This window comes from Streptomyces sp. NPDC031274 (assembly GCF_055570235.1).
The window spans coordinates 83,046-109,758 of sequence record NZ_JBVIHP010000007.1 but is presented as its reverse complement, the minus strand read 5'-3'; the positions used below and the strand labels follow the sequence as shown (position 1 = coordinate 109,758).

Annotated in this window: 27 protein-coding genes; 19 read left to right on the top strand and 8 right to left on the bottom strand. The window is 70.4% G+C overall.

Translation table 11 applies throughout. The features are described 5' to 3' along the window. Positions 1-112: 112 nt before the first annotated feature. Positions 113-241, top strand: a complete 129-nt coding sequence (mmpB, locus tag ACZ5CR_RS13985) for a morphogenic membrane protein MmpB (protein WP_468857168.1) — start codon at positions 113-115, stop codon at positions 239-241. A gap of 33 nt (positions 242-274) precedes the next feature. Continuing rightward, positions 275-883, top strand: a complete 609-nt coding sequence (locus ACZ5CR_RS13980) for a nucleoside triphosphate pyrophosphatase (protein ID WP_468857166.1) — start codon at positions 275-277, stop codon at positions 881-883. Between the two features lie 22 nt (positions 884-905). Here ACZ5CR_RS13980 and ACZ5CR_RS13975 read toward each other — a convergent pair whose 3' ends face one another. Continuing rightward, the gene (locus ACZ5CR_RS13975; protein ID WP_468857163.1) at positions 906-1,382 is read right to left on the bottom strand and encodes a hypothetical protein; all 477 of its coding nucleotides are present in this window, start codon (positions 1,380-1,382) and stop codon (positions 906-908) included. A 405-nt stretch (positions 1,383-1,787) separates the two neighbouring features. On the opposite strand from ACZ5CR_RS13975, the gene ACZ5CR_RS13970 reads away from it, so the two are divergent. Then, a complete protein-coding gene (locus tag ACZ5CR_RS13970) occupies positions 1,788-3,560 on the top strand; it encodes an acetyl/propionyl/methylcrotonyl-CoA carboxylase subunit alpha (protein ID WP_468857161.1) in 1,773 nt (590 codons plus the stop codon). Between the two features lie 164 nt (positions 3,561-3,724). Beyond that, positions 3,725-4,375, top strand: coding sequence for a TetR/AcrR family transcriptional regulator (locus ACZ5CR_RS13965; RefSeq protein ID WP_468857158.1), 651 nt, complete (start codon positions 3,725-3,727; stop codon positions 4,373-4,375). Here the strand turns inward: ACZ5CR_RS13965 and ACZ5CR_RS13960 are convergent. Together ACZ5CR_RS13960 and ACZ5CR_RS13955 are read right to left on the bottom strand one after the other, a co-directional pair. After that, positions 4,361-5,338, bottom strand: a complete 978-nt coding sequence (locus tag ACZ5CR_RS13960; protein WP_468857155.1) for a DeoR/GlpR family DNA-binding transcription regulator — start codon at positions 5,336-5,338, stop codon at positions 4,361-4,363. The genes ACZ5CR_RS13965 and ACZ5CR_RS13960 overlap by 15 nt on opposite strands. A gap of 208 nt (positions 5,339-5,546) precedes the next feature. Then, complete coding sequence (locus ACZ5CR_RS13955; protein ID WP_468857152.1) at positions 5,547-6,995, bottom strand: NAD(P)H-quinone dehydrogenase; 1,449 nt, start codon at positions 6,993-6,995, stop codon at positions 5,547-5,549. Between the two features lie 257 nt (positions 6,996-7,252). Between ACZ5CR_RS13955 and ACZ5CR_RS13950 the strand changes: the two genes are divergently transcribed. The 4 genes from ACZ5CR_RS13950 to ACZ5CR_RS13935 all read left to right on the top strand — a co-directional run bounded on the left by ACZ5CR_RS13950 (position 7,253) and on the right by ACZ5CR_RS13935 (position 12,447). Continuing rightward, positions 7,253-7,690: a gamma-glutamylcyclotransferase family protein gene (locus ACZ5CR_RS13950; protein ID WP_249588135.1), complete on the top strand. Its 438-nt coding sequence runs from the start codon at positions 7,253-7,255 to the stop codon at positions 7,688-7,690. A 186-nt stretch (positions 7,691-7,876) separates the two neighbouring features. Beyond that, positions 7,877-8,701, top strand: a complete 825-nt coding sequence (locus tag ACZ5CR_RS13945) for a purine-nucleoside phosphorylase (RefSeq protein WP_468857150.1) — start codon at positions 7,877-7,879, stop codon at positions 8,699-8,701. Between the two features lie 597 nt (positions 8,702-9,298). Next, positions 9,299-10,969 carry a phospho-sugar mutase gene (locus ACZ5CR_RS13940; protein ID WP_468857468.1) on the top strand — a complete coding sequence of 557 codons (1,671 nt, stop codon included), beginning with the start codon at positions 9,299-9,301 and terminating at the stop codon, positions 10,967-10,969. A 227-nt stretch (positions 10,970-11,196) separates the two neighbouring features. Beyond that, positions 11,197-12,447, top strand: coding sequence for a glycosyltransferase family 39 protein (locus tag ACZ5CR_RS13935; protein ID WP_468857147.1), 1,251 nt, complete (start codon positions 11,197-11,199; stop codon positions 12,445-12,447). 48 nt (positions 12,448-12,495) lie between these two features. Here ACZ5CR_RS13935 and ACZ5CR_RS13930 read toward each other — a convergent pair whose 3' ends face one another. Then, complete coding sequence (locus tag ACZ5CR_RS13930) at positions 12,496-13,140, bottom strand: PH domain-containing protein (RefSeq protein ID WP_468857144.1); 645 nt, start codon at positions 13,138-13,140, stop codon at positions 12,496-12,498. Between the two features lie 168 nt (positions 13,141-13,308). On the opposite strand from ACZ5CR_RS13930, the gene deoC reads away from it, so the two are divergent. The 3 genes from deoC to ACZ5CR_RS13915 are packed head-to-tail and all read left to right on the top strand — an operon-like array spanning position 13,309 to position 16,606. Continuing rightward, positions 13,309-14,265 (top strand): deoxyribose-phosphate aldolase, encoded by a 957-nt coding sequence (deoC, locus tag ACZ5CR_RS13925; RefSeq protein ID WP_468857467.1) that lies wholly within the window; start codon positions 13,309-13,311, stop codon positions 14,263-14,265. Positions 14,266-14,268: 3 nt separating this feature from the next. Continuing rightward, positions 14,269-15,723 (top strand): aldehyde dehydrogenase family protein, encoded by a 1,455-nt coding sequence (locus ACZ5CR_RS13920; protein WP_468857141.1) that lies wholly within the window; start codon positions 14,269-14,271, stop codon positions 15,721-15,723. Then, complete coding sequence (locus ACZ5CR_RS13915) at positions 15,716-16,606, top strand: aldehyde dehydrogenase family protein (RefSeq protein ID WP_468857139.1); 891 nt, start codon at positions 15,716-15,718, stop codon at positions 16,604-16,606. The genes ACZ5CR_RS13920 and ACZ5CR_RS13915 overlap by 8 nt, the downstream gene beginning before the upstream one ends. A 110-nt stretch (positions 16,607-16,716) precedes the next feature. On the opposite strand, the gene ACZ5CR_RS13910 is transcribed toward ACZ5CR_RS13915, so the two are convergent. Then, entirely contained in the window at positions 16,717-17,454 is a 738-nt protein-coding gene (locus tag ACZ5CR_RS13910) for a TetR/AcrR family transcriptional regulator (protein ID WP_468857136.1), read from the bottom strand. Between the two features lie 132 nt (positions 17,455-17,586). On the opposite strand from ACZ5CR_RS13910, the gene ACZ5CR_RS13905 reads away from it, so the two are divergent. Together ACZ5CR_RS13905 and ACZ5CR_RS13900 are read left to right on the top strand one after the other, a co-directional pair. Continuing rightward, positions 17,587-18,192 carry an NADPH-dependent FMN reductase gene (locus tag ACZ5CR_RS13905; protein WP_468857133.1) on the top strand — a complete coding sequence of 202 codons (606 nt, stop codon included), beginning with the start codon at positions 17,587-17,589 and terminating at the stop codon, positions 18,190-18,192. A gap of 36 nt (positions 18,193-18,228) precedes the next feature. Further along, the gene (locus ACZ5CR_RS13900) at positions 18,229-19,755 is read left to right on the top strand and encodes an MDR family MFS transporter (RefSeq protein ID WP_468857130.1); all 1,527 of its coding nucleotides are present in this window, start codon (positions 18,229-18,231) and stop codon (positions 19,753-19,755) included. A gap of 93 nt (positions 19,756-19,848) precedes the next feature. On the opposite strand, the gene ACZ5CR_RS13895 is transcribed toward ACZ5CR_RS13900, so the two are convergent. Beyond that, positions 19,849-20,262, bottom strand: a complete 414-nt coding sequence (locus tag ACZ5CR_RS13895; RefSeq protein WP_468857127.1) for a hypothetical protein — start codon at positions 20,260-20,262, stop codon at positions 19,849-19,851. A 123-nt stretch (positions 20,263-20,385) separates the two neighbouring features. Between ACZ5CR_RS13895 and ACZ5CR_RS13890 the strand changes: the two genes are divergently transcribed. Then, positions 20,386-21,024 carry a uridine kinase family protein gene (locus ACZ5CR_RS13890; protein WP_468857124.1) on the top strand — a complete coding sequence of 213 codons (639 nt, stop codon included), beginning with the start codon at positions 20,386-20,388 and terminating at the stop codon, positions 21,022-21,024. Positions 21,025-21,227: 203 nt separating this feature from the next. Here the strand turns inward: ACZ5CR_RS13890 and ACZ5CR_RS13885 are convergent, their stop codons facing one another. Continuing rightward, complete coding sequence (locus ACZ5CR_RS13885; RefSeq protein WP_468857121.1) at positions 21,228-22,007, bottom strand: SigE family RNA polymerase sigma factor; 780 nt, start codon at positions 22,005-22,007, stop codon at positions 21,228-21,230. Between the two features lie 214 nt (positions 22,008-22,221). Here ACZ5CR_RS13885 and afsQ1 point away from each other — a divergent pair, with 214 nt between their 5' ends. The 5 genes from afsQ1 to ACZ5CR_RS13860 all read left to right on the top strand — a co-directional run bounded on the left by afsQ1 (position 22,222) and on the right by ACZ5CR_RS13860 (position 26,011). Next, positions 22,222-22,899, top strand: a complete 678-nt coding sequence (gene afsQ1, locus ACZ5CR_RS13880; protein ID WP_389904000.1) for a two-component system response regulator AfsQ1 — start codon at positions 22,222-22,224, stop codon at positions 22,897-22,899. 50 nt (positions 22,900-22,949) lie between these two features. Continuing rightward, positions 22,950-24,470, top strand: a complete 1,521-nt coding sequence (locus tag ACZ5CR_RS13875) for an ATP-binding protein (RefSeq protein ID WP_468857117.1) — start codon at positions 22,950-22,952, stop codon at positions 24,468-24,470. Beyond that, positions 24,467-25,069, top strand: a complete 603-nt coding sequence (locus ACZ5CR_RS13870; protein ID WP_468857116.1) for a hypothetical protein — start codon at positions 24,467-24,469, stop codon at positions 25,067-25,069. The genes ACZ5CR_RS13875 and ACZ5CR_RS13870 overlap by 4 nt, the downstream gene beginning before the upstream one ends. A 96-nt stretch (positions 25,070-25,165) precedes the next feature. Then, entirely contained in the window at positions 25,166-25,714 is a 549-nt protein-coding gene (locus ACZ5CR_RS13865; RefSeq protein ID WP_468857114.1) for a VanZ family protein, read from the top strand. Between the two features lie 93 nt (positions 25,715-25,807). Continuing rightward, the gene (locus ACZ5CR_RS13860; protein WP_389904007.1) at positions 25,808-26,011 is read left to right on the top strand and encodes a PspC domain-containing protein; all 204 of its coding nucleotides are present in this window, start codon (positions 25,808-25,810) and stop codon (positions 26,009-26,011) included. 93 nt (positions 26,012-26,104) lie between these two features. On the opposite strand, the gene ACZ5CR_RS13855 is transcribed toward ACZ5CR_RS13860, so the two are convergent. Next, positions 26,105-26,506 carry an ATP-binding protein gene (locus tag ACZ5CR_RS13855; protein WP_468857110.1) on the bottom strand — a complete coding sequence of 134 codons (402 nt, stop codon included), beginning with the start codon at positions 26,504-26,506 and terminating at the stop codon, positions 26,105-26,107. Positions 26,507-26,713: the final 207 nt, after the last annotated feature.

Sequence of the window (26,713 nt, the reverse complement as noted above, 5' to 3'; positions counted from 1 at the left end):
CGTGCTCGTTCTCTGCTTGGGGTTCGTTGGTGGGGGGGGCTTGTTCCTCCCCCCCCCCCCCCCCCCCCCCCCCCCCCCCCCCCCCCACGTCACCGCGAGCAGTATCGGAGACATGCTGTGGTCGGACCCCGAGAACAACCCGCCCAAGGACATGCGGGACATGCAGGTGAAGATGCGCCGTGCGGGACTCGTCCTCGCCCTGGCGATGGTCGTGGCGATGTTCGTCCTCGGCCTGCACTGAGGCTCACCGGCTGAAGCTCGCTACGCTGGCCGCATGAGTGATCAGCCCCGCCGTCTCGTCCTCGCCTCCAAGTCCCCCGCACGGCTCGGCCTCCTGCGCCAGGCCGGTCTCGCCCCCGAGGTGATCGTCAGCGGGGTCGACGAGGACGCGATCTCCGCACCGACCCCCGCCGAGCTCGCCGTCGCCCTGGCCGAGGCCAAGGCGTCGGTCGTCTCCGCGCGGCCGGACGCGAAGGGCGCCCTGGTCGTCGGCTGCGACTCGGTCCTCGAACTGGACGGAGAAGCGCTGGGCAAGCCCGCCGACGCCGAGGAGGCCACCGCCCGCTGGAAGTCCATGCGTGGCCGCGCGGGCGTCCTGCAGACCGGCCACTGTGTGTACGACACCGTGGCCGGACGGCATGTGTCGGCGCTCGCCTCGACCGTCGTCCGCTTCGGCGAGCCCTCGGTCGAGGAGGTCGCCGCCTACGTGGCGAGCGGCGAACCCCTGCACGTGGCGGGCGCGTTCACGCTCGACGGCCTCTCGGCCCCCTTCATCGACTCGATCGAGGGCGACCACGGCAACGTCATCGGCCTCTCGCTGCCGCTGCTCCGCCGCCTCCTCGCCGAACTGGGTGTCGGCATCACGGAGTTGTGGGCGAAGTAGCCGCAGGAGGCCTTGTACGGGCTCAGGCGGGCTGTGGGGCGCCGTTCTCCGGTGCGCCGCCGCCCGCCTGCCCCTTGCCGACGTGCGGCTCGTCGGAGACCACGGCGGGCTTCTTGTCGTACGCCACGAGGGTCAGGACGATCAGGCCGAGCACGACCATCATGAAGACGAAGGCGGCCCAGCCCACCAGGCCGATCGAGAACGCCCCGAGCACGCCGTGCACCACGGCGGCGCTGATCAGGAGCAGCCGCCCGAAGCGGCCCGGCGCGCGGTCGCGGATCGCCGAGCGCAGCATGATGACGCCGCACAGCGCGAGGTAGAGGCCGAAGAGGCCGCCCGCGATCCACGTCGACACGGACATCGCGTGCGGGTCGAGCCCGGCGAGCGACATGTCCTGCTTGTTCACGACGAGTCCCAGGAACCAGTTGAGCAACGCGATGCCCACCGCCTCGACCAGGAGCACGATCGCGCCCACCCAGGCCACCGGTCTACGCGCCACGGCGCCCACCCTCTTCCACTGTTACCGCTAGTACGCCCGCCCGTCGCCCGACCGCGAACCCCTCAACGGGGCCCTCCGGGCCACAGGCCTTCTTTCAGCATCGCGAACGCTACTAACGGGTAAACCAGGGGACAAGAGCTGTGCCGAGGGCAAAGAATCATTGGGCCATTCGTAGGGACTCCACAAAGAATGCCCCTCTGCCGCAGCACGCTCTCACAGAGACCTTGACCACACCGGCGCGTTAGTCTCACCGCAAGGGACCCTGCGTACCGTGGTGCGACAAGGGATTTCGCGGACGGGCAGGCCCCGGATCACGCTCCGTGTGGGCAAGCTCACCACTGGGGACGGGTCGAAAGGTCGTGTCGGCAGTCCCTAAACTCGGCTTGTTTCAAGGAGGGAGCCATCGTGCGCAAGGTGCTCATCGCCAACCGTGGCGAAATCGCTGTCCGCGTTGCTCGGGCATGCCGGGATGCAGGGATCGCGAGCGTAGCCGTCTACGCAGATCCTGACCGGGACGCTCTGCATGTACGCGCGGCAGATGAGGCGTTCGCCCTGGGCGGTGACACTCCGGCCACCAGCTACCTGGACATTTCCAAGGTGCTGGCCGCGGCCAAGGATGCGGGGGCGGATGCGATCCACCCCGGTTACGGCTTCCTTTCGGAGAACGCCGACTTCGCCCAGGCCGTGCTGGACGCCGATCTGATCTGGATCGGACCGCCGCCGCAGGCCATCCGTGACCTGGGGGACAAGGTCGCCGCCCGGCACATCGCGCAGCGCGCGGGTGCCCCGCTGGTGGCCGGTACGCCCGATCCCGTCAGCGGGTCCGACGAGGTCGTGGCCTTCGCCGAGGAACACGGCCTGCCGATCGCGATCAAGGCCGCCTTCGGTGGCGGCGGGCGCGGTCTGAAGGTGGCCCGGACCCTCGAAGAGGTCCCCGAGCTGTACGACTCCGCGGTGCGCGAGGCCGTGGCCGCCTTCGGCCGCGGCGAGTGCTTCGTGGAGCGCTACCTCGACAAGCCGCGGCACGTGGAGACCCAGTGCCTGGCCGACCAGCACGGCAACGTGGTCGTCGTCTCCACCCGTGACTGCTCGTTGCAGCGCCGCCACCAGAAGCTGGTGGAGGAGGCCCCCGCGCCGTTCCTGAGCGAGGCCCAGACCGCCGAGCTGTACGCGGCGTCCAAGGCCATCCTCAAGGAGGCCGGCTATGTGGGCGCCGGCACCGTGGAGTTCCTCGTCGGCACCGACGGCACGATCTCCTTCCTGGAGGTCAACACCCGTCTGCAGGTGGAGCACCCGGTCACCGAAGAGGTCGCGGGCATCGACCTGGTCCGCGAGATGTTCCGCGTCGCCGACGGCGAGGAACTGGGCTACGGCGACCCCGAACTGCGCGGTCACTCCTTCGAGTTCCGCATCAACGGCGAGGACCCGGGCCGCGGCTTCCTGCCCGCTCCGGGCACCGTGACCCTCTTCGACCCGCCGTCGGGTCCCGGCGTGCGTCTGGACGCGGGCGTCGAGTCCGGCTCGGTGATCGGCCCGGCGTGGGACTCGCTCCTGGCCAAGCTGATCGTGACCGGCGCGACGCGCGAGCAGGCCCTGCAGCGGGCCGCGCGCGCCCTCGACGAGTTCACCGTGGAGGGCATGGCCACGGCCATCCCCTTCCACCGTGCGGTCGTCAAGGACCCGGCCTTCGCCCCGGAACTGACCGGCTCCGCCGACCCGTTCACGATCCACACCCGCTGGATCGAGACCGAGTTCGTCAACGAGATCCCCGCGTTCGCCGCGGCGGTCGACACCGAGACGGACGAGGAGCCTGGCCGCGAGACGGTCGTCGTCGAGGTGGGCGGCAAGCGCCTGGAGGTCTCGCTCCCCTCCTCGCTCGGCATGACCATCGCCCGCACCGCCGCCGCGGGCGGCGCCCGCCCCAAGCGGCGCGCGGCGAAGAAGTCCGGCCCCGCGGCCTCCGGTGACACCCTCGCGTCGCCCATGCAGGGCACGATCGTCAAGATCGCGGTCGAGGAGGGCCAGGAGGTCCAGGAAGGCGACCTGGTCGTCGTCCTGGAGGCCATGAAGATGGAACAGCCTCTGAACGCGCACCGCTCGGGCACGGTCAAGGGCCTCACGGCGGAGGTGGGCGCGAGCCTGACCTCCGGCGCGGTCATCTGCGAGATCAAGGACTGATCCGCAGAGCGTTTCTCTTACGCTGGCCGGGCTGGAGCATCCAGCCCGGCCAGCGAAGTATTCAGCCCGTCCGGCGATTGAGGACGAACTCGGCGGAGCCGGTGATCGACGGTACGCACGCTTCGGGCAGACTTGAGCCACGCGTACGTTCAGGGAGGCACGCCATGGCAGAGAGCCCGCAAGAGCGCCCCCGCTTGAAGAGAGCTGACGCGCGCCGCAACTACGACCGGCTCCTCGCCCAAGCGCGCGCGGCCTTCGCCGAGCACGGCACGGACGCCTCCCTGGAGGACATCGCCCGCCACGCGAACGTAGGCATCGGCACCCTCTACCGCCACTTCCCCAACCGGCACGCTTTGATGAGCGCCGTCTTCGAAGAGGCGGTGAGCGATCTCCTCGAGCACTCCCACGCGCTGCTCAAGGATCCGCACCCCTGCTCGGCCCTGGTGACCTGGCTCCGCGCCATCATCACTCATGCGGGTGAGTACCGCGGGCTCTCCCGCGCCCTCATGTCGGCGTCGCACGACGACAGTTCGGCACTCTCCCGGTGCAGCAGGCCGATGCGCGAGGCGGGCACGGCCCTGCTCGTGCGGGCGCAACAAGCCGGTGCCGTACGCCACGGCGTCTCGATCGGCGATCTGATGCAGCTGACCAACGCGATCGCGCTGGCCGCCGAAGAGACCCCCGACGAGCCGGAGTTGGCCGACCGCCTTCTGATGCTGACCCTGCGCGGCCTGAAGCCCGAAGGCTCGGCGCCCGAAGGGTCGGCACCCGAAGAGCCCGTTCGGGGCCCGGCGGCCGGTTCAACGGCGGCGTAGATCCGCCACCCGCGCGGAACGCTCCCCTGGCTGCTGCTCCCCGAGCACCGCACTGCGCAACTGCGCCCCAGGACCTGCCCCGTGACCACCGTGGTTACGGCGCTGACCCGGCAGGGGCACGTCCCGGCGCGGCTGTCGCGCCGGGACGGAATCCACCCCTGATCCGGAGTTGGAGCTCGCGTTCCCGCCCGCGACCGCGATCTGTACGCCCTGGTCAGCCAGGGCCTGCAGTTCGGTGGCCGCACGGTCGTCGTGCGTGGGTGGTTCGTCCGTGACCAGGCGGGTGATGACGTCCGTCGGCACCGTCTGGAACATCGTGTCGGTGCCGAGCTTGGTGTGGTCCGCGAGGACCACGACCTCGGCCGCCGCCTGGACGAGCGCACGGTCCACGCTCGCCGACAGCATGTTGGACGTGGAGAGGCCGCGCTCGGCGGTCAGACCACTGCCCGACAGGAAGGCGCGCGAGACCCGCAGGCCCTGCAGGGACTGTTCGGCCCCGCTGCCCACGAGCGCGTAGTTGGACCCGCGCAGAGTGCCGCCGGTCATGACGACCTCGACGCGGTTGGCATGGGCCAGGGCCTGTGCCACCAGGAGGGAGTTGGTGACGACGGTCAGACCGGGCACCCGCGCGAGCCGTCGGGCCAGCTCTTGCGTGGTCGTACCCGCCCCGACGACGATGGCTTCGCCTTCTTCGACGAGTCCCGCCGCGAGATCGGCGATAGCCGTCTTCTCGGCGGTCGCGAGATGTGATTTCTGCGGAAAGCCGGACTCCCGCGTGAATCCGCCCGGCAATACCGCACCGCCATGTCTGCGGTCGAGGAGTCCTTCTGCCTCCAGCGCGCGCACGTCCCGCCGTACGGTCACTTCGGAGGTCTGGACGACGCGGGCGAGCTCCCGGAGCGATACCGCTCCGTTGGCCCGCACCATTTCGAGGATCAATTGGCGACGTTCTGCAGCGAACACGAAACTGACAGTAACCCCAACGACCGTCTGCTTTCAGCAGTTTGCGCCGAATTGCAGAAGTTGTTCGCACGGCTAGGCGGGAAGTGGTATAGGACCTATCCACGCCGCCTATGCCGGGCGAATGGGACGCAACAGCCCGTGACCTGCGCAGAGTTAATACCCGCTCGAAACCCGATCAGTCGCCGTTCAACCGACGATCTGTCCGCGATCAGCCTTCGCCCGCCGACTTTCGCGTGTGAAGTTGACGCGCGACCTCCGCGATCGACCCCGAAAGGGATGGATACACGGTGAAAGCGTTCGCGATCTGCTCGACCGTCAGATTGTTGTCGACCGCGATCGCGATGGGGTGGATCAGTTCCGAAGCGCGCGGCGCGACGACCACACCGCCCACCACGATGCCCGTACCGGGGCGACAGAAGATCTTGACGAAGCCGTCGCGGATGCCCTGCATCTTCGCGCGCGGGTTGCGCAGGAGCGGCAGCTTCACGACACGGGCGTCGATCTTGCCGCCGTCGACGTCCGACTGGCTGTAGCCGACGGTCGCGATCTCGGGGTCGGTGAAGACGTTCGACGACACGGTCTTCAGGTTCAGCGGCTGCACCGCGTCGCCCAGGAAGTGGTACATCGCGATGCGCCCCTGCATGGCGGCGACGGAGGCGAGCGCGAAGATCCCGGTCACGTCACCGGCGGCGTACACACCGGGCGCCGACGTCCGCGACACCTTGTCGGTCCAGATGTGCCCCGAGTCCTTGAGCCGGACCCCGGCCTCCGCGAGGCCCATGCCACTGCTGTTCGGGATGGCGCCCACGGCCATCAGGCAGTGCGTACCGGAGATGACGCGGCCGTCGTCGAGCGTCACCTCCACGCGGTCGCCCACACGCTTGGCGGAGGCGGCGCGCGAGCGCGACATGACGTTCATGCCGCGGCGCCTGAAGACGTCCTCGAGGACGGCGGCGGCGTCCGGGTCCTCGCCGGGCAGCACGCGGTCACGGCTCGACACGAGCGTGACGTTCGACCCGAGCGCCTGATAGGCACCGGCGAACTCGGCACCGGTGACACCGGAGCCGACCACGATGAGCTCTTCGGGGAGCTCGTCCAGGTCGTACACCTGGGTCCAGTTCAGGATCCGCTCGCCGTCGGGCAGCGCGTCGGGGACCTCGCGCGGGTGCCCGCCGGTGGCGATGAGCACGGCGTCGGCGACGAGGGTCTCCTCGGTCCCGTCGGCCGCGCGCACGACGACCTTGCGCGAACCGTCGGTGTCCTGCTGGCCCTCCAGACGGCCACGGCCGCGCAGCACGCGCGCACCCGCGCGGGTGACGGAGGCGGTGATGTCGTGGGACTGCGCGAGCGCGAGGCGCTTCACACGCCGGTTGACCTTGCCCAGGTCGACGCCGACGACGCGCGCGGGAGTGTCGATGTGCGGCGTGTCGTCCGCGACGATGATGCCGAGCTCCTCGTACGAGGAGTCGAAGCTTGTCATCACCTCGGCCGTGGCGATCAGAGTCTTGGACGGGACGCAGTCGGTGAGCACCGACGCCCCGCCCAGACCGTCGCAGTCGACGACGGTCACCTCCGCGCCGAGCTGGGCGGCAACGAGTGCCGCCTCGTATCCGCCGGGTCCGCCGCCAATGATCACGATCCGAGTCACGTACTCCATTGTCCCGCACGCTTCAAGGTGCTTCGCCCCGGGGGCTCCATCCGGGCTGTTCCTCCCACATGTCCGGCTAAGTGTCCGGCTGCGTGGACGCTACGTATCCGGCTGCATGTCCAGCTGCATGGACGCTACGTATCCGGCCGCATGTCCGGCTGCATGGACAGCTATACGTTCAGCTGCACGCCTGGGCAGTTCTTCCTACAAAAGGGTGCTTCCGTCACCGGAGGGGCACACGCGTCGCCTGCCGTACCCTCGACCACATGTCGCTCTACGCCGCGTACGCCGGCAATCTGGATCCGCGGCTCATGTCACGCCGCGCCCCTCACTCGCCACTGCGCCAGACCGGCTGGCTGAACGGCTGGCGGCTGACGTTCGGCGGGGAGCACATGGGGTGGGAGGGCGCGCTCGCGACCATCGTCGAGGCGCCGCGCTCACAGGTCTTCGTGACTCTCTACGACGTCGCCCCCATGGACGAGGACTCCATGGACCGGTGGGAGGGCGTGGGGCTCGACATCTACCGTCGGATGCGGGTGCGGGTGCACACCCTCGACGGCGAGGAACCTGCGTGGGTGTACGTCCTCAACGGATACGAGGGCGGGCTGCCATCGGCGCGCTATCTGGGTGAGCTGGCGGACGCGGCGGAGACCGCGGGAGCGCCGCACGACTATGTGATGGAACTCCGGAAGCGTCCCTGCTAGCCCCTCCCCCATTGCCAGACCCCCTTCTCTGCTCTTCCTCGCTCGCTCTTCTCCGCCCTTCTTCGCCCTTCTTCGCTCTTCATTCACTGGCCCCGGGCCTCTCGTCGGAAACGACAAGACAACGATCCGAATCCCGTGAGCATCGTCATCTACGCGCGTAGGGCGCGAGCGGCTACTCTCATCCGCGTGAACGCTTCAGTTATTCCGGACGACATCCAGGGCGACCCCTACGCCGCCGCCGACGCCGCCGCCGCGCGCCTGCGTGAGCTGACGGGCGCCGAGACCCACGACGTAGCCCTTGTGATGGGCTCCGGCTGGGCACCGGCGGTGGACGCGCTCGGCGTGCCCGACGCCGAGTTCCCCGTCACCGAGCTGCCCGGCTTCCCGCCGCCGGCGGTGGAGGGACACGGCGGCCGCATCCGCTCCTTCAAGGTCGGTGACAAGCGCGCGCTCGTCTTCCTGGGCCGCACCCACTACTACGAGGGCCGTGGCGTCGCCGCCGTATCGCACGGCGTGCGCACCGCGGTGGCCGCGGGCTGCAAGACGATCGTGCTGACGAACGGCTGCGGCGGCCTGCGCGAGGGCATGCGCCCCGGCCAGCCGGTCCTGATCAGCGATCACCTGAACCTGACGGCCACGTCGCCGATCGTCGGCGCGAACTTCGTGGACCTCACGGACCTCTACTCCCCGCGCCTGCGCGCCCTCTGCAAGGAGATCGACCCCTCCCTCGAAGAGGGCGTCTACGCACAGTTCCCCGGCCCGCACTACGAGACCCCGGCCGAGGTCCGCATGGCCCGCACGATCGGTGCGGACCTGGTGGGCATGTCGACGGTCCTCGAGGCGATCGCCGCGCGCGAGGCAGGCGCGGAGGTACTCGGCATCTCCCTGGTCACGAACCTCGCCGCGGGCATGACGGGCGAGCCGCTGAACCATGAGGAGGTGCTCCAGGCGGGCCGCGACAGTGCTACCCGCATGGGGGAGCTGCTGGGTCAGGTGCTGGGGCGTATCTGATTTTTCCGGGCGGGGGCGCCTTTGCCTGAGGGCGCTGCCTTGCCTGGCGGGGGCCGCTTCTGCCCCGGGGGGGTGCCTTGTTTGGCGGGGCGCCTCTGCCTGGCGGGGCTCCGCGCATTTCGCCTGGCACCCTGCGTTGGCCGCTGCCGCACAGGCTTTCCCGCCCACCCACCCGATCACCCCGCATCCTCAGCCAAGCGCACAAGCCCTCCCCGCTCCCGGGGGCCACACCGGCCGCGCAACACCCGAACAGGCAAACGCGCCCCGACGCAGGGCAAAACACCTACCCGACCCGGGGCAATCGGGTGGGTGGGTGGGAGACATCGGCCGCGCAGCGGCCGGACAGGGGACACCTGCCCGACCCGGGGCAATCGGGCGGGTGGGCGGGGAAACACCCGCCGCGCAGCGGCGGAACAGGAGAACCCGACCCGGGGTAATCGGGCGGGTGGGTGGGAGATATCCGCCGCGCAGCGGTGGGACAGGGGAGACCGCCGACCGCGCCGGGTAGGCGTACCCCGCACAGGCAGAAAGCCCCCCGCAGGGCAGGCACCCGGGCCCAGCAATAGAACTCCGCATACGAGAGGCTGAAGAAACGTGCTGGACGACTCTGAACTCATCGCCCGCGCCCAGACCTGGCTGGCCGAGGACCCGGACCCCGAGACCCGCGAGGAACTCGCGAAGCTCATCGACACCGCGGCCACCGCAGCCGCCGCGAACACCGCGGACACCGCGCACACCGAAGAGCTGGCCGCCCGTTTCAGCGGCACCCTCCAGTTCGGCACCGCAGGCCTCCGCGGCGAGCTCGGCGCGGGCCCCATGCGCATGAACCGCTCCGTGGTCATCCGCGCGGCAGCGGGCCTCGCCGCGTACCTCAAGTCCAAGGGCCAGACCGACGGCCTCGTCGTGATCGGCTACGACGCCCGCCACAAGTCCACGGACTTCGCCCGCGACACCGCGGCCGTCATGACCGGCGCGGGCCTCAGGGCAGCGGTACTCCCCCGCCCTCTCCCCACCCCCGTACTGGCCTTCGCCATAAGGCACCTCGGCGCGGTCGCGGGCGTAGAGGTCACGGCGAGCCACAACCCCCCGCGCGACAACGGCTACAAGGTCTACCTGGGCGACGGCTCCCAGATCGTCCCGCCCGCGGACGCGGAGATCGCCGCGCGGATCGACGCCGTCGCCACGCTCCACGACGTCCCCCGCCCCGAGTCCGGCTGGGAGACCCTCACGGACGACGTCCTGAACGCCTACCTGGCCCGCACGGACGCCGTCCTGGCCCCTGATTCCCCCCGTACGGCCCGCACGGTCTACACGGCGATGCACGGCGTCGGCAAGGACACTCTCCTGGCCGCGTTCGCCCGAGCCGGCTTCCCCGCGCCCGCCCTCGTCGCCGAGCAGGCGGAGCCCGACCCGGACTTTCCCACGGTCGCGTTCCCCAACCCGGAGGAGCCGGGCGCGATGGACCTCTCCTTCGCGAAGGCCCGCGAGGTGGACCCGGACCTGATCATCGCCAACGACCCGGACGCGGACCGCTGCGCGGCGGCGGTCAAGGACGGCACGGATTGGCGCATGCTCCGGGGCGACGAGGTCGGCGCGCTCCTGGCGGCCCATCTCGTACGCCGGGGCGCCCGCGGCACGTTCGCCGAGTCGATCGTGTCCTCCTCCCTCCTGGGCCGGATCGCGGAGAAGGCGGGCCTCCCGTACGAGGAGACCCTCACCGGCTTCAAGTGGATCGCCCGCGTCGAGGGCCTGCGCTACGGCTACGAAGAGGCCCTCGGCTACTGCGTGGACCCTGAAGGCGTACGCGACAAGGACGGCATCACGGCGGCGCTCCTGCTCACGGAGCTGGCGTCCGAGCTCAAGGAGCAGGGCCGCACGCTGCTCGACCTCCTGGACGACCTGGCCGTGGAGCACGGCCTGCACGCCACCGACCAGCTGTCGGCCCGCGTGGAGGACCTCTCCCTGATCGCGGACGCGATGCGCCGCCTGCGCGAGGAGCCGCCGACGGCGCTCGCGGGCCTGCCCGTGACGAAGGCCGAGGACCTGACGCAGGGCACGGACACGCTGCCGCCCACGGACGGCCTGCGCTACACGCTCGACGGGGCCCGCGTCATCGTGCGCCCGAGCGGCACGGAGCCGAAGCTGAAGTGCTACCTGGAGGTGGTGGTCCCGGTGACGGCGAAGGCCGACCTGCCCGCCGCCCGCGCCAAGGCGACGGACCTCCTTTCGGCGATCAAGCGCGACCTGTCGGCGGCCGCGGGCATCTGAGGAACGACTGCGGGCATCCGAGGAACAGCCGCGGGCATCCGACGAACGGCCGCAGGGCCGCGAGCCTCCGCCGAACGGCTGCGGCGGGCGGTCTCACCCGCCACCCGCCGCCCGCCGCCACCCGTCCGAGTGGTTCCTCCGACGCGGCTGCGGCAGCGATCCGTGCGCTGCCGGTCCCCCGGGAAGGGTGACCGGCAGCGCACGATCACGTTCCGGGAGCTGCCGCAGTGCCGTACGGACCGACCCCAGACACCTCGACCGCCTCGGCGCCCACCGCCGCACCCGGGGTCGCCCACCCGTCCCGCCCTCCCCACAGCACCCCGAACCGCTCCGCCCGCGCCCTTCGGCACGCATCCCCCGCACTCCTCGCGTACGCCGCCGTACGCCTCTTCGGTGCCCTGGTCTTCGCCCTCTGGGCACGCGGGGAGCACCGGGACGTCTGGCACCTCCTGGCGGAGTCATGGGACTGCGACTGGTACCTGAAGATCGCCGACACCGGCTACACGCACACGCTGGGCACCCGGATCGACGCGAACAACCTCGCGTTCTTCCCGCTGCACCCCCTGCTCATCAGGGCGGGCAGCGTGCTCGTGCCGGAGCCGCGCGGGGCCGTGGGGCTCGCGGTCGCCGTCGTCTGCTCGTTCCTCGCTGCGTGGGGGATCTTCGCGGTGGGCGACCGGCTGTACGGACGCAGGGCGGGCGTCCTGCTCGCCGCGCTCTGGGGCTCGCTCCCCGTCGCGCTCGTGCAGTGGATGGGCTACACGGAGTCGCTCTTCACGGCACTCACCGCGTGGGCGCTGTACGCCGTACTCACCGGGCGCTGGATCTGGGCGGGCACGCTGGCCGCGCTGGCGGGCCTGACCCGCCCCACGGGTGTCGCGCTCGCGGCCGCGGTCTCCCTGACGGCGCTGCTCACACTGTGGCGCCAAGGACGTCAGGGGCGCCCGGAAGGAGAAGAAGGAGAAGAGGGACGGCGTCTCGCGGTACGCACCCTCCTGGGCGCTTTGCTCGCCCCGCTCGGCTGGCTTTCGTACGTCGCCTGGGTGGGGTTCCGGCTCGGGCGCTGGGACGGCTACTTCGCCGTACAGGCGCTGTGGCACAACGAGTGGGACGGCGGGGTGGGAACCCTGCGGACCGTGCGGGACCTGCTGTCGGTCGAGCGTCCGCAGCTGTTCCTGATGATGGTGACGGCGACGCTGCTCGCGTCCGCGGCGCTGTTCGTCCTGTCGGTGGGCGACCGGCAGCCGCTGCCCCTGCTGCTCTTCACGGGGCTGCTGCTCCTGATCGTCCTCGGCAGCAAGGGCGTCTACTTCCCCCGGGCCCGCTTCCTGCTCCCCGCCTTCCCCTTGCTCCTGCCGCTCGCGGCGGCCCTTGCGCGTGCGCGCGTCCATGTCGTCGTCACGGTGATGGTGGCGGCGGCAGTGACATCGGCGGCGTTCGGCGGCCACATGCTGCTGGGCTGGCACGGCCCGCCTTAAGCACGTGGGCCCTCCAAGCCGGTGGTGGCCCTCCTAGCCGATGGCCTCCTAGCCGATGGCGAGCAGCACCACGAGCAGCACCGCCCCGACCGCGGCAGGAGCAATGACCTCGTAACCCCAGCGCACCGCGGGCTCGCCCTGCGCCGACTCCGCGCCGACACGCTGCTCGGAGAGTTCGCGCAGGTCGTCCATGATCTGGTCGCCGGGTGCGCGCAGGGAGTGCGCCTCAGCGGGCCGCCGCGCGTTCACGACGCTCGGATCACCGGCCGCCGCCCCCTGCGACTTCCTCCGGGACGCCTTCTTGCGGCCACGCAGGGAGACCGGGATGGCCCAGAGCTGGTACTTGGTGCCGGACTGGGTGAAGACCTCGTTCGAGTACCCGGAGCGGAGGCCCGAGACGGACGCCCACGGCAGCGTGATGGTCCTGAAGGGGTTCCGGATGCGGAGCCGGTCGTCGTTGGCGTACACGGCGGGGCGCACGGTGAAGGCGACGACGAGCGGCACCGCGAGGAGCAGTCCGGCGAGCGCGAGCCACGGGGTGCGGCCCTCGCCCCGGATCATCGCGTCGATGCCGAGCCAGCCGCCGAGGGCGAGCAGCAGGACGCCTCCGGCGATACCGCCGGACGACCGGAAGGTCCGGTCCTTGTACTCGGGGTGCTCGGGCTCCACCACGGGAGGCTGGGGGTCGGTCATACCCCTGATTCTGCCTGAACCCGCCGAGAGCGGTACGAGAGCCCTACGGGAGCCCTGGGCGGGCCCTGGGCGGGCCCTGGGGGAGCTGCCCTCCCGAAGTGGGGCAACCCACTCGTCACCCGCCCTCTGTACAGCCGCTACGCGCGTAGATATGCTCCCCTCGTGACCATGCCCAATGCATCCGCACCTGCACACGCACTGACTGACGCCACGGCGTCGGACCGCACGCTGCGCCGCTTCCTCCACGGGCTGCCCGGCGTCGACACGGTCGGCCTCGAAGCGCGCGCCGCGGCGCTCGGCACGCGTTCGATCAAGAGCACGGCGAAGGCGTACGCCATCGATCTCGCCATCTCGATGATCGACCTGACGACGCTGGAGGGCGCCGACACCCCGGGCAAGGTCCGGGCGCTCGGCGCGAAGGCCGTGCACCCGGATCCGACCGACCGCGGCACCCCGATGACCGCCGCGGTCTGCGTCTATCCGGACATGGTGGCCACCGCCAAGGAGACCGTCGGCGACAGCGGCGTCAAGGTTGCCTCCGTCGCGACCGCCTTCCCCGCGGGCCGCGCCGCCATCGACGTGAAGCTCGGCGACGTCCGCGAGGCCGTCGCGGCGGGTGCCGACGAGATCGACATGGTCATCGACCGCGGCGCCTTCCTCGCGGGTGACTACATGACGGTGTTCGAGCAGATCCGCGCCGTGAAGGAAGCGTCCGGCGAGGCCCGGCTCAAGGTCATCTTCGAGACCGGTGAGCTGTCCACGTACGACAACATCCGCCGTGCGTCCTGGATCGGCATGCTCGCGGGCGCGGACTTCATCAAGACCTCGACCGGCAAGGTCGGCGTCAACGCGACTCCCGCGAACACCCTCCTGATGCTGGAGGCCGTGCGCGACTTCCGCGAGCAGACCGGCGTGCAGATCGGCGTGAAGCCCGCGGGCGGCATCCGCACCTCCAAGGACGCGATCAAGTTCCTCGTCCTGGTGAACGAGACCGCGGGCGCGGACTGGCTGGACAACCACTGGTTCCGCTTCGGCGCCTCATCGCTCCTCAACGACCTGCTGATGCAGCGCCAGAAGCTGGCCACGGGCCGCTACTCCGGCCCCGACTACGTGACGGTGGACTGACCCATGACTTCCACACCTTCGGCTTCCACGGCCTTTGAGTACGCCCCCGCACCGGAGTCCCGCTCCGTCGTCGACATCGCGCCTTCGTACGGCCTGTTCATCGACGGCGAGTTCGTCGAGGCGGCGGACGGCAAGGTCTTCAAGACCGTCTCGCCCTCCACCGAAGAGGTCCTCTCCGAGGTCGCGCAGGCCTCCTCCGAGGACGTCGACCGCGCGGTCAAGGCCGCCCGCAAGGCCTTCGAGAAGTGGTCGGCCCTTCCGGGCGCCGAGCGCGCCAAGTACCTCTTCCGTATCGCGCGGATCATCCAGGAGCGCAGCCGCGAACTGGCCGTCCTGGAGACCCTCGACAACGGAAAGCCCATCAAGGAGACGCGCGACGCCGACCTCCCCCTGGTCGCCGCGCACTTCTTCTACTACGCGGGCTGGGCCGACAAGCTCGACCACGCGGGGTACGGCGCGGACCCGAGGCCGCTCGGTGTCGCGGGCCAGGTCATCCCCTGGAACTTCCCGCTCCTGATGCTGGCCTGGAAGATCGCCCCGGCCCTGGCGACGGGCAACACGGTCGTCCTGAAGCCCGCGGAGACCACTCCCCTGAGCGCCCTGTTCTTCGCGGACATCTGCCGCCAGGCGGGCCTGCCCAAGGGCGTCGTCAACATCCTTCCCGGGTACGGCGACGCGGGCGCGGCCCTCACCGCCCACCCGGACGTGAACAAGGTCGCCTTCACCGGCTCGACCGCCGTCGGCAAGGCGATCGCGCGCCAGGTCGCGGGGACGGACAAGAAGGTCACGCTCGAACTGGGCGGCAAGGGCGCGAACATCGTCTTCGACGACGCCCCCATCGACCAGGCCGTCGAGGGCATCGTCACCGGCATCTTCTTCAACCAGGGCCAGGTCTGCTGCGCGGGCTCGCGCCTCCTCGTACAGGAGTCGGTCCAGGACGAGGTGCTCGACGCCCTGAAGCGGCGCCTGACCACCCTGCGTCTTGGCGACCCGCTCGACAAGAACACGGACATCGGCGCGATCAACTCCGCCGAGCAGCTCGCCCGCATCACCGCCCTCACCGAGACCGGCGAGGCGGAGGGCGCCGAGCGCTGGTCCGCCCCCTGCGAACTCCCCTCGTCCGGCTACTGGTTCGCGCCGACGCTCTTCACGAACGTCACGCAGGCGCACACCGTCGCCCGCGACGAGATCTTCGGCCCGGTGCTCTCGGTCCTCACCTTCCGTACGCCGGAAGAGGCCGTGGCCAAGGCCAACAACACCCAGTACGGCCTCTCCGCCGGCATCTGGACGGAGAAGGGCTCCCGCATCCTCGCGGTCGCCGATCGCCTGCGCGCGGGCGTCATCTGGGCCAACACGTTCAACAAGTTCGACCCGACCTCGCCCTTCGGCGGCTACAAGGAATCGGGTTACGGCCGCGAGGGCGGCCGCCACGGCCTGGAGGCTTACCTCGATGTCTGAGCAGCGTTTGAGTGTCTTCAAGACCTACAAGCTGTACGTCGGGGGCAAGTTCCCCCGCAGCGAGAGCGGCCGGGTGTACGAGGTGACGGACTCTAAGGACAAGTGGCTGGCCAACGCCCCGCTGTCGTCCCGCAAGGACGCGCGTGACGCCGTCGTGGCCGCGCGCAAGGCGCAGGGCGGCTGGGCGGGCAAGACGGCCTATCTGCGCGGCCAGATCCTCTACCGCGTCGCGGAGATGCTGGAGGGCCGCAGGGACCAGTTCGTCCGTGAGGTCGCCGAGGCGGAGGGCCTGTCCAAGTCGAAGGCCGCCGCCGTCGTGGACGCGGCGATCGACCGCTGGGTCTGGTACGCGGGCTGGACCGACAAGGTCGCCCAGATCGTGGGCGGCGGCAACCCTGTCGCGGGCCCCTTCTTCAACCTCTCCTCGCCGGAGCCGACGGGCGTGGTGACGGTCGTCGCCCCGCAGAAGTCGTCGTTCCTCGGCCTGGTCTCGGTGATCGCCCCGGTGATCGCGACGGGCAACACGGCCGTGGTGATCGCCAGCGAGGACTCCCCGCTCCCCGCGCTCTCGCTCGGCGAGGTGCTCGCCACCTCGGACCTGCCCGGCGGCGTCGTGAACATCCTGTCCGGCAGGACGGCGGAGATCACCCCGTCGCTCGCCGCGCACCAGGACGTGAACGCGATCGACCTCGCGGGCGTCGAGGACGACGTACTGGCGAAGGAGCTGGAGGTCGCCGCGGCGGACAACCTCAAGCGCGTTCTCCGTCCACAGCCTGTGGACTGGTCGGCGGATCCCGGCACGCACCGCCTGACGGCCTTCCTGGAGACCAAGACGGTCTGGCACCCCACGGGTTCGCTCGGCGCGTCCGGCTCCTCGTACTGACTACTGAGTACTGAGTACTGAACCGCTGGAACCAACTGGCCCCGGCCCTCCTCCGTCCAGGAGGGCCGGGGCTTCGCCCTTTCCGGCCTGTGCCGGTGGGTTCCGGCGGCTCAGATGCCCAGCCGGGCCGCGATCCCGTCCAGGACGCAGTCGAGGCCCGTCTCGAACGTCCAGGTGGCGTCGTCCTTGCGCCGCGACCGCTGACCGTAGCGCCGGTAGGTGGGATAGCGGCCGGTCTCCATGAGGTACGTCATCTGCGGCGCGAGGCCCATGCGGGTCTCGGCCCCTGACGACCAGCCCTCGGCCTGCGTCCACTCAAGGAGGGCCACCTCGGACGAGGCCGCGCCGTGCGCGTAGGCGCTGACCGTGCGGAAGGCCATCATCATCGTGTCCTCATCGAGCCCGAGGCCGTCAAGGGACGCCAACTGCCGCTCGGCGATGGCCACCCGGCCCGGTGTGAGCACGAACAGGGCCGTGGGCAGCTGACCCACCCACGGGTGGCGCAGCATCGACTCCCGGGTCAGCAGGGCGAAGGTCCGCAGCACCTCACGCCACTCGGTCAGCCCCTCGGGGACGCGGTGCTCGGCGGCCACCCGCTCGGCCATCAGCGCCCACAGGTCGTCCTTCCCCGAGACGTGCCGGTACGCGGCCATGGGCGCGACCCCCAGCTCGGTGGCGAGCCGCCGCATGGTGACGGCGGAGAGGCCCTCCGCGTCGGCGACCCGCACGGCCACGGCACCGATCCGCTCCAGGGACAGCGACGCCCGTGGCGCGGCCACCGGCTGTTCGAGGCGCTCCCAGAGCGACTTGTCCGGCGCCGCCTTGCCGTCCTTCTTCTGGCCAGCCACAGCCGGGCCCCTCTCGGATCGTCGGAACGTGAGCGTACAACGTATCCACCAGTAGACGCTGTACACATTCCGCGTGTACGTTGTACGCGGCCAGATACGCCGTACACATTCAGGTTCTCCCAGGGGGTCCCCATGTCCAGCAGCAGCCGAACCAGCAGTCCTCTCCGCGTGGCCGTCGTCGTCGCCAGCACCCGCGAGGGCCGCTTCGCGCCGGTCGTCACCCGGTGGCTGACCACTCATCTCGACCAGCGCGACGACATGACCACCGATGTCGTCGACCTCGCCGAGACCCCGCTGCCCACCGTCTTCCCCGCCTTCGGGCAGCCGCCCGCACCCGGCACCGAGGAGGCACTCGCCCTGGTCTCGCCGCGCCTCGCGGCGGCCGACGCGTTCCTCTTCGTCACGCCGGAGTACAACCACAGCTTCCCGGCGTCCCTGAAGAACGCCGTCGACTGGCACAACACGGAGTGGCACGGGAAGCCGATCGGCTTCGTCTCCTACGGCGGACTCTCCGGCGGCCTGCGCGCGGTGGAGCAACTGCGCCTGGTCATGGCCGAGTTGAACGCCATGACCATCCGCAACACGGTCAGCTTCCACAGCGCCTTCGGCCGCTTCGGCGAGGACGGCTCTGTCGACGACTCCGCGGTCGACACGGCGGCCAAGGCGCTGCTCGACCAACTGGCCTGGTGGGCGCACGCCCTGCGGGACGCCAAGTCCCATACCCCGTACGCCGCCTGACGCGACGCCCGCCACCCATCACCAGGGGGACCAGCCATGAGCCGGACCACGGAAACGACGAACGCCACGGGCCCCGAGGCCGCCGGACCACCGCCCTCCGCCAAGCCACCCACCGGCGAGAGCGGACCGTCGAAGCTCGTCCTCTTCGGGCTGCTCCTGGGCCTGATGCTCGGACTGCTCGACGGCACGATCGTGGGCACCGCCCTGCCCACGATCGTCGGTGACCTCGGCGGCCTCGATCACCTCTCGTGGGTGGTGACGTCCTACCTGCTCACCGCCTCGGTCTCCACGCCCATCTGGGGAAAGCTCGGCGATCTGTACGGACGCAAGGGCAGTTTCATCTGCTCCATCGCCGTGTTCCTCGCGGGCTCGGTCCTCTCCGGGCTCGCCCAGGACATGGGCCAGCTCATCGCCTTCCGCGCCGTGCAGGGCCTCGGCGCGGGCGGTCTGATGGTCGGCGCCATCTCGATCATCGGCGTCATGCTGCCGCCGTCACAGGCGGGCCGCTCGCAGTCGATGGTCGGCGCGATGATGCCCGTGGCGCTGGTCGGCGGGCCACTGCTCGGCGGTTTCCTCACCGACCAGTTGGACTGGCGCTGGGTCTTCTACGTCAACGTGCCCGTCGGCGGGATCGCCCTGCTCATCATCGGCCTGCGCCTGCACCTGCGCACCGAGCGCGTCACGGCCCGCATCGACTTCGCGGGCGCCGCCCTGCTCTCCACGGGAATCCTCGCCCTGACACTGCTCGGCAGTTGGGGCGGGACGACGTACGGATGGGCGTCGCCGCAGATCCTCGGGCTCGGCGTGATCGGCGCGGGATCCCTGGTCTGGTTCGCACGGGTCGAGCGGCGGGCCGCCGAACCGATCATCCCGCCCCGGCTCTTCGCCGACCGCAACTTCACGCTCGCCCAGGTCCTGACGTTCCTGGTGGGCGCGGCGATGCTCGCGGCGTCCTCCTACCTGCCGCAGTACATGCAGTTCGCACGCGGCGCCTCGTCGACGGCCAGCGGCATGCTGCTGCTCCCGCTGATGGCGGGCATGTTCGGGGCGCAGCTCCTGCTCGGCCGGATCACGTCCAACGGCGGCGGCTACCGCGCCTACACCATCGTCGGCGGCGCGGCGACGGCCGTCGGCGGCCTCGCGCTCCTCTCGGTCGGCGCGGACACCCCCACCGCCGTGACCTCCGCCCTGACGTTCGTGCTCGGCGCGGGCATGGGCTTCCTGATCCAGAGCACCCTGCTCATCACCATCAACAGCGCGGAGCCGCGCGACATGGGCGCCGCCACCGGCACCACCACCCTCCTGCGCACGATCGGCGGCTCGCTGGGCATCGCCGTCATGGGCGCCGTCTACACGAGCCGACTGACGTCGGGCGGCATGCCGGACGGCGGCACCTCGTGGACGCCCGAGGCGGTCCACGAGATGCCGGACGAGGTACGAGATGCGGTACGCACGGCGGTCACCAGCGGCATGCACGGTGTGGCCCTCGGCGCCGCGCTGCTCGGCGCGCTGGCCTTCGCGGTGGCGTGGCTGGTGCGGGAAGTCCCCCTGCGGAAGGACTGACAGGGGAGTGACTCCGCGCCGGGGGCCAGCCGGGCCGGGTGCTGGCCGGGCGAGGGACTAGCCAGCCGGGCCAGGTACTGGCCGGGCAAGGGACTAGCCGGGCAGCAGCGTCGTGGCCTGGCCCACGAGGGGCAGTTCGCTCAGCGATCCTCCACTCGTCAGCGGGGCCGTCAACGGCGCCGTCGAGACCGGCTTGAAGTCCGCGATCTTGGTGCCCACCGCGTTGTCCAGCGGGTCGGACCCGGTGCCCGCGAGCGGGTTGAGCTTCAGGTGCTTGATGGGCCCGAGCCCACCGGCGGTGACCTCCTGCATCGCCCGGAGCACCCCCTCACCGGCCGCCGGCAGGTTGTCGGACGCCTGAGGAGCGGGAGCGGGCGCGGGTGCGGGCGCGGCGCTCGCCGTCGCCGCGCCGCCGATGCCGAGTGCCGTGCCCGCGATGCTCACCGTCAGACCCGCGCGCAGCAGGGCGCGGGAGAGGTGCTTGGAGGCTGTTGCGTGCCGTGCCATGGGTACCGCCCATATCCTCTTGAGTAATCAGATGCCCACGTAGCGTAGTTGAGGTGGGATGTGGGTACCAAAGCCCTACCCTTCGGGTCGCCTGGGCGGCGCAATGCCGCACACTGGTCTCTCGTGAGTTCCCATCTCCCGATACCCACCCGAGTCGTGCTGCTCGCCGGACCCTCCGGTTCAGGCAAGTCGTCGTTCGCCACCCGCTCCGGGCTGCCCGTCCTGTGCCTCGACGACTTCTACAAGGAGGGTGACGACCCGACGCTGCCGCAGGTCCCCGGCAGCTCGGACATCGACTGGGACTCTCCCGCGTCCTGGGACGCGGACGTCGCCCTCGCCGCCATCGAGCGGCTGTGCCGTACGGGACGTACAAGCGTTCCTCTCTACGACATCTCCACCAGTTCACGTACGGGCGAGGCCTCGATGGACATCGAGCGCACCCCCCTCTTCATCGCGGAGGGCATCTTCGCGGCGGACATCGTGGAGCGGTGCCGGGAGATCGGTGTGCTCGCCGACGCGATCTGTCTGCGTGGCCGACCCTCCACCACCTTCCGGCGGCGGCTTCTGCGGGATCTGCGCGAGGGCCGCAAGTCCGTGGCGTTCCTGCTGCGCCGCGGGTGGCGGCTGATGCGCGCCGAGCGCGCCATCGTCGCCCGGCAGACCGCGCTGGGCGCTCATCCCTGTGGAAAGGACGAGGCCTTGGGGCGACTTGCCGCCGCCGCGGCCGGACGGTGTGTCAAGGCCCGGGGAGCCGTTCTCTAGAACGCGCGCCGCGCACAAGAACAATGAGCAGCACCAGAAGCGCGCAGTACCCAAAGCAGAAGGACCCAAAGCAGAAGGACCGGAAAGACCCCCCGGCCTTCCGGTCCCGCCACTTTCCTCCCCCGAGATCCCCGTTCCCCCCGTGGACCCCGTTCCCCCCTGCAACCGCCGCCTCCCCCCGGGAGCGGCGGCCCCCGTGATCCCTAGGCGACCAACTCGCCGAAGGACTCCTCCTGGTCACGGCCGAAGCTGAGGATCTCGTCCTCGCGCATCCGGCGCAGGGAGCGCCAGATGCTGGACTTCACCGTGCCCACGCTGATGTCGAGGATTTCCGCGATCTCGGGGTCCGTGCGGCCCTCGTAGTAACGCAGGACCAGCATCGTCCGCTGCAGTTCCGGGAGGTGGGCCAGGGCCTGCCAGAGAACCGCGCGGAGTTCGGTGCCACGCATCGCGTCCGTGTTGACCGCCGTCTCCGGCAGCTCCTCGGTCGGGTATTCGTTGAGCTTGCGGCGCCGCCAGGCGCTGATGTGCAGGTTGGTCATGGTGCGGCGGAGGTATCCGCCGACCGCGGCCTTGTCGCTGATCCTGTCCCAGGCCCGGTACGTCGAGAAGAGGGCGCTCTGGAGCAGGTCCTCGGCCTCGAAACGGTCACCGGTCAGGTGGTAGGCGGTTGCGTACAGGGAGGCACGACGCTCCTGGACGTAGGCGGTGAACTCCGCCTCCGACGCCGATGCGCGTTCCCCCGTGCCCTCCCCGTACGCGGCTCCCCCGTGAGCCTCCCCGTCGGTTCCCCCGTTGTCCCCGTGGGTTTCCCCCCGGTGCGCGTCAACCACCGTCATGTACGCGGTGTGCTGACGCCCGGTGCCGCGAGCGCACCCCCGCCCGCTCACGGCACCGGACTTCTCGTGCCTCTCGGCGGTCCGGATCACGTCGTGGAGTCGCGTGATTACTGCGCTTGAGCTGGTGCTGTGCAGCGTGTTCATCTCGCGCCCCCCGTCGGTGGTGTCCGGCTCTTTCCGTCTGACCAAAACTCTGCCCGACCCACTTCATGACGGTGTCCGCCGACTGTCACAGGCCTGCAACAGCGGTTCCATGTGTGAGGGAGAAGTGTGGGATGGGGTACCGACCAGCCCTTTGTGGACCCGGGGAACGACCAAGAGTCGAACTGTGACCGTGCCATGGGACAGAATGGCGTCCGTGCCTTCCCTGTTGCTGATCGAGGACGACGACGCCATCCGAACGGCCCTTGAGCTTTCGCTCACCCGCCAAGGGCATCGGGTGGCTACTGCTGCCACCGGCGAGGACGGCCTGAAGCTGCTCAGTGAGCAGCGGCCGGACCTGATCGTGCTGGATGTGATGCTGCCGGGCATCGACGGGTTCGAGGTGTGCCGTCGCATCCGGCGCACCGACCAGTTGCCGATCATCCTGCTGACCGCGCGCAACGACGACATCGACGTGGTCGTCGGGCTCGAGTCCGGTGCCGACGACTATGTGGTGAAACCCGTGCAGGGCCGGGTGCTCGACGCCCGTATCCGTGCGGTTCTGCGGCGCGGTGAGCGCGAGGCCAATGACGCGGCGGCGTTCGGTTCGCTCGTCATCGACCGCGCCGCGATGACCGTCACGAAGAACGGCGAGGATCTGCAGCTCACCCCGACCGAGCTGCGGCTGCTCCTGGAGCTGAGCCGCAGGCCCGGACAGGCGCTCTCGCGACAGCAGTTGCTGCGTCTGGTGTGGGAGCACGACTACCTCGGCGACTCCCGGCTCGTGGACGCGTGTGTGCAGCGCCTGCGCGCGAAGGTGGAGGACGTGCCGTCCTCGCCGACACTGATCCGTACGGTGCGTGGAGTCGGCTACCGGCTGGACACGCCTCAGTGACCAAACCGCAGGACAGGCTCCGCGGTTGGGCCGCGGCGCGCAGGGCGATAATGGCGGGGCTCCGTTTCACGAGTCTGCGGCTCCGGCTCGTCGTGGTGTTCGGGCTCGTGGCGCTCACCGCCGCCGTGACGGCCTCCGGAATCGCGTACTGGCTGAACCGCGAGGCGGTCCTGACCCGTGCGCAGGACGCGGCCCTTAAGGACTTCCAGCAGGAGATGCAGACCCGCGCCGGCGCGCTGCCGCCCAATCCGACCCAGGACGAACTGCAACAGGCCGCCGGGACGATGGCCAACAGCAGCCAGCGCTACAGCGTGCTCCTGATCGGGCAGGACACCGACGGTGACACGATCGTCGGCTACTCCGACCTGGACGCCTTCACGCTGGCCGACGTGCCCAAGTCGCTGCGCAAGACGGTGAACAAGGAGCAGCCGCTCACCTCGAGCAACAAGAGTCCGTACCACCTGTACTGGCAGCGGACCGTCGACAACGGCACCCCCTATCTCGTGGGCGGTGCCAAGGTGATCGGCGGCGGGCCTACCGGTTACATGCTCAAGTCCCTGGAGCCGGAGGCGAAGGACCTGAGCTCGCTCGGCTGGTCGCTCGCGATCGCCACCGGGCTCGCGCTGATCGGTTCCGCGCTGCTCGCGCAGGCCGCGGCGACCACCGTGCTCAAGCCGGTGCACCGGCTCGGCGTCGCCGCGCGGCGGCTCGGTGAGGGCAAGCTGGACACGCGCCTGAGAGTGTCGGGCACGGACGAACTGGCCGATCTGTCACGGACGTTCAACCGGACCGCGGAGAGCCTGGAGAAGAAGGTCGACGACATGAGCGCCCGTGACGAGGCGTCGCGGCGCTTCGTCGCCGACATGTCGCACGAGCTGCGCACGCCGCTGACCGCGATCACCGCGGTGACGGAGGTGCTCGAGGAGGAGCTGGACGCGGAGACCGGCAGCGTCGACCCGATGATCGAGCCCGCCGTGCGTCTGGTGGTCAGCGAGACGCGCCGCCTGAACGACCTGGTGGAGAACCTGATGGAGGTCACCCGCTTCGACGCGGGCACGGCCCGGCTCGTCCTCGATCACGTCGACATCGCCGACCAGATCACGGCCTGCATCGACGCCCGTGCCTGGCTCGACGCGGTCGAGCTGGACGCCGAGCGCGGCATCATCGTGCGGCTCGATCCGCGCCGCCTCGACGTCATCCTGGCGAACCTGATCGGCAACGCCCTCAAGCACGGCGGTTCCCCGGTGAAGGTCTCGGTGCGGCTCGCGGGCGAGAGGCTCGTCATCGCGGTACGCGACGGAGGCCCCGGCATCCCCGAGGACGTACTGCCGCACGTCTTCGACCGGTTCTACAAGGCGAGCGCGTCCAGGCCGCGTTCGGAGGGCAGTGGTCTTGGGCTCTCCATCGCCCTGGAGAACGCGCACATCCACGGCGGGGAGATCACCGCGGCGAACTCGCCGAAGGGCGGCGCGGTGTTCACGCTGTGGCTGCCGCGCGATCCGTCGGAGCTGCTCGACGACACGGACGAGGGCACGGACGGTGACGACGCCGTCGAGGGAGAGAAACCATGAACCGCCGACGGCTGCGTGCCGCCCTCATCGCCGCCGCGCTGACCGCGACGCTCGCGGGCTGCGGGATCCGCTCGACGGAGGTGCCCACGGACTTCGGTCCCGGGCCCTCCCGCGTGCCCTGCGTGATGTCCGGGTCGAACATCGCGTCGCAGTCCACCAGCGGAGTCCCTGTGCAGGTCTTCCTGGTGTGCGCGGCGCAGCTGGTGACCGTCGACCGGTCGGTGCGGATCCCCTCCAAGAAGGCGGCGACCGACCGGGTCCGCATCGCGCAGGCGCTCCTCGACGAGCTGGCGCACACCCCGTCGGGCCCCGAGAAGCAGGCGGGCTTCGCGACGGACGTGCGCGCCGGGACGGTCGTCAGCGGCCCCGCGAAGGGGGACCCCGAGGACGCGCTGCGGTTCAGTACGTCTCCCGATGACCTGTCGGCGTTCGCACTGGCTCAGATCGTGTGCACCTTCGCGGACAGCGCGGCGGCGGACGCCGACCGCCAGGTGATCATGGGCGGCCCCGGCGACGAGCCGCTGCGCCGCTACGAATGCACCCAGGCGGTCCGCCAGCGCCCCGGAACGGTGGCTCCGCCCACCGAAACGGTGAAGTAGCCGAACCGGACAGTCACGCTGTGCGATCAGGACAGCGCCGCGTACCGGGAGGAGATACGCGGAACCGATCCTGCCACTAGGTGCGTCTTGGGGGGCGTGCGTCAAGGCTCGGGCGGCCACGGGGCCGCCATTCGCTTCCGCGCGACAGGAGGATTCCTCCTCGTCGCGCATCTTCTGCTCGTCGCGTGGCTCACGCTGCGTCCACTGGACGTGCCCTGGGTCAGCGCGGCGAACCTTCAGCCGTTCGCCGGCATCAAGGCGGATCTGGCACTCGGCCCTGTCGAGGCGACCCGGCACATAGGCGGCAGTCTGCTGCTTCTGGCCCCGCTCGGCCTGCTGCTCCCACTCGCCGGAGGGCGGGTCCATGTCTCGCCGCTCGGTTCGCTGGTGCGAACTGTCGCGGCGGGCGCCCTGATCTCGCTCGGCATCGAACTGCTGCAGACCGGGGTTCCCGGGCAGGTCGTCGACATCGACTCGCTGCTCCTGAACACGGTGGGCGTGGCCCTCGCGCACGTCGCCGTGGTGCCCGCGGCCAGGGCCAGACTCCGCCGCCGTACCGACCTGGAGGATCGGGTGCCCCTCCTTTGGGAGGACGCTCCTCAGGGTCCGACCCCGACGATTCCCAGGGTCGGCATCGCACCCTAGAGCGACGCCTCGCCCGCTTCGTGAACGTAACTTTGAGTCATCGGGGTAAACGCCCCGAACGACCTCATACCGACGGTTCACGAAGGAGCCCTCATGACCGCCCTTGCCCGCCCCAGGAACGGCCGGATGATCGGCGGAGTCTGTGCCGCCCTCGCCCATCGCTTCGGCACATCGGCGACCACGATGCGCGTGATCTTCGTGCTCTCGTGCCTTCTTCCCGGACCGCAGTTCCTGCTCTACATCGCGCTCTGGGTCCTGCTGCCCACCGAGGGCAAGACCTCGCAGGCCGCCTGGTGAACCGGCGTCCTTCGCCGCCACATATGTACGCCGATGGGGCGCCCCCTCACTTCGAGGGTGCGCCCCATCGGCGTACGCGGTGACCGGCGAGGATCAGCCGAGCGGCAGACCGTCGAGCGGCAGGCCCTGCAGGGGCAGGCCCTGGGTCGGCAGGGCGCCGGAGACCGGCAGGCCGCCGAGCAGACCGGCGACCGGGTCGGCGGGCTTGACCGACCTGTCGGCGGCGGGCTTGGTGCTCTCGCCGAGCTTCGCGACGGTCGGCGCGGCGGCCTCCAGGGTGCTGCCGACCGCGTTCTGGCCCGCGGCTACCGCCTCGGGGCCACCGGCGGGCAGGTTGTCGGCGACCTGCTCCACGGGCAGCATCGAGGTGGCGGAGCCGAGCGCGTCCGTGGCGTCGGGCAGGCCCGGAGCGGCGGTGGCGACACCCGCACCGGCGGCGGCGAAAGCGGCGCCGAGAGCGGCGACACCGAGGGTCTTGACGGCAGACTGCTTCATCTTCAATGCGTCCTTGATGACGGGGACTTTTGAGCGGCCCATGACCGTAAACATGTGAAGGGGCAGTCCGCAAACAGCGAAACAGCAAAAGCGGGGGGGGGGGGGGGGGGTCCCCCCCCCCCCCCCCCCCCCTCCCCTTCTTTTGTACATCGACCGAAGCACCGGGGGGGGCGGTCTGGAGGGACAGCCACTTTGAATTCCACTTGG

What these genes read in the sequence shown, in the direction of transcription:
- mmpB (WP_468857168.1), top strand. Translation starts at nt 113, where the DNA reads ATGCTGTGGTCGGACCCCGAGAACAACCCGCCCAAGGACATGCGGGAC.
- ACZ5CR_RS13950 (WP_249588135.1), top strand. Translation starts at nt 7,253, where the DNA reads ATGTCGCTCTACGCCGCGTACGCCGGCAATCTGGATCCGCGGCTCATG.
- ACZ5CR_RS13930 (WP_468857144.1), bottom strand. Translation starts at nt 13,140, where the DNA reads ATGACCGACCCCCAGCCTCCCGTGGTGGAGCCCGAGCACCCCGAGTAC.
- ACZ5CR_RS13875 (WP_468857117.1), top strand. Translation starts at nt 22,950, where the DNA reads ATGGCGGGGCTCCGTTTCACGAGTCTGCGGCTCCGGCTCGTCGTGGTG.
- ACZ5CR_RS13920 (WP_468857141.1), top strand. Translation starts at nt 14,269, where the DNA reads ATGACTTCCACACCTTCGGCTTCCACGGCCTTTGAGTACGCCCCCGCA.
- ACZ5CR_RS13905 (WP_468857133.1), top strand. Translation starts at nt 17,587, where the DNA reads ATGTCCAGCAGCAGCCGAACCAGCAGTCCTCTCCGCGTGGCCGTCGTC.
- ACZ5CR_RS13900 (WP_468857130.1), top strand. Translation starts at nt 18,229, where the DNA reads ATGAGCCGGACCACGGAAACGACGAACGCCACGGGCCCCGAGGCCGCC.
- ACZ5CR_RS13980 (WP_468857166.1), top strand. Translation starts at nt 275, where the DNA reads ATGAGTGATCAGCCCCGCCGTCTCGTCCTCGCCTCCAAGTCCCCCGCA.
- deoC (WP_468857467.1), top strand. Translation starts at nt 13,309, where the DNA reads ATGCCCAATGCATCCGCACCTGCACACGCACTGACTGACGCCACGGCG.
- ACZ5CR_RS13895 (WP_468857127.1), bottom strand. Translation starts at nt 20,262, where the DNA reads ATGGCACGGCACGCAACAGCCTCCAAGCACCTCTCCCGCGCCCTGCTG.
- ACZ5CR_RS13915 (WP_468857139.1), top strand. Translation starts at nt 15,716, where the DNA reads ATGTCTGAGCAGCGTTTGAGTGTCTTCAAGACCTACAAGCTGTACGTC.
- ACZ5CR_RS13955 (WP_468857152.1), bottom strand. Translation starts at nt 6,995, where the DNA reads ATGGAGTACGTGACTCGGATCGTGATCATTGGCGGCGGACCCGGCGGA.
- ACZ5CR_RS13885 (WP_468857121.1), bottom strand. Translation starts at nt 22,007, where the DNA reads ATGAACACGCTGCACAGCACCAGCTCAAGCGCAGTAATCACGCGACTC.
- ACZ5CR_RS13855 (WP_468857110.1), bottom strand. Translation starts at nt 26,506, where the DNA reads ATGAAGCAGTCTGCCGTCAAGACCCTCGGTGTCGCCGCTCTCGGCGCC.
- ACZ5CR_RS13860 (WP_389904007.1), top strand. Translation starts at nt 25,808, where the DNA reads ATGACCGCCCTTGCCCGCCCCAGGAACGGCCGGATGATCGGCGGAGTC.
- ACZ5CR_RS13870 (WP_468857116.1), top strand. Translation starts at nt 24,467, where the DNA reads ATGAACCGCCGACGGCTGCGTGCCGCCCTCATCGCCGCCGCGCTGACC.
- ACZ5CR_RS13965 (WP_468857158.1), top strand. Translation starts at nt 3,725, where the DNA reads ATGGCAGAGAGCCCGCAAGAGCGCCCCCGCTTGAAGAGAGCTGACGCG.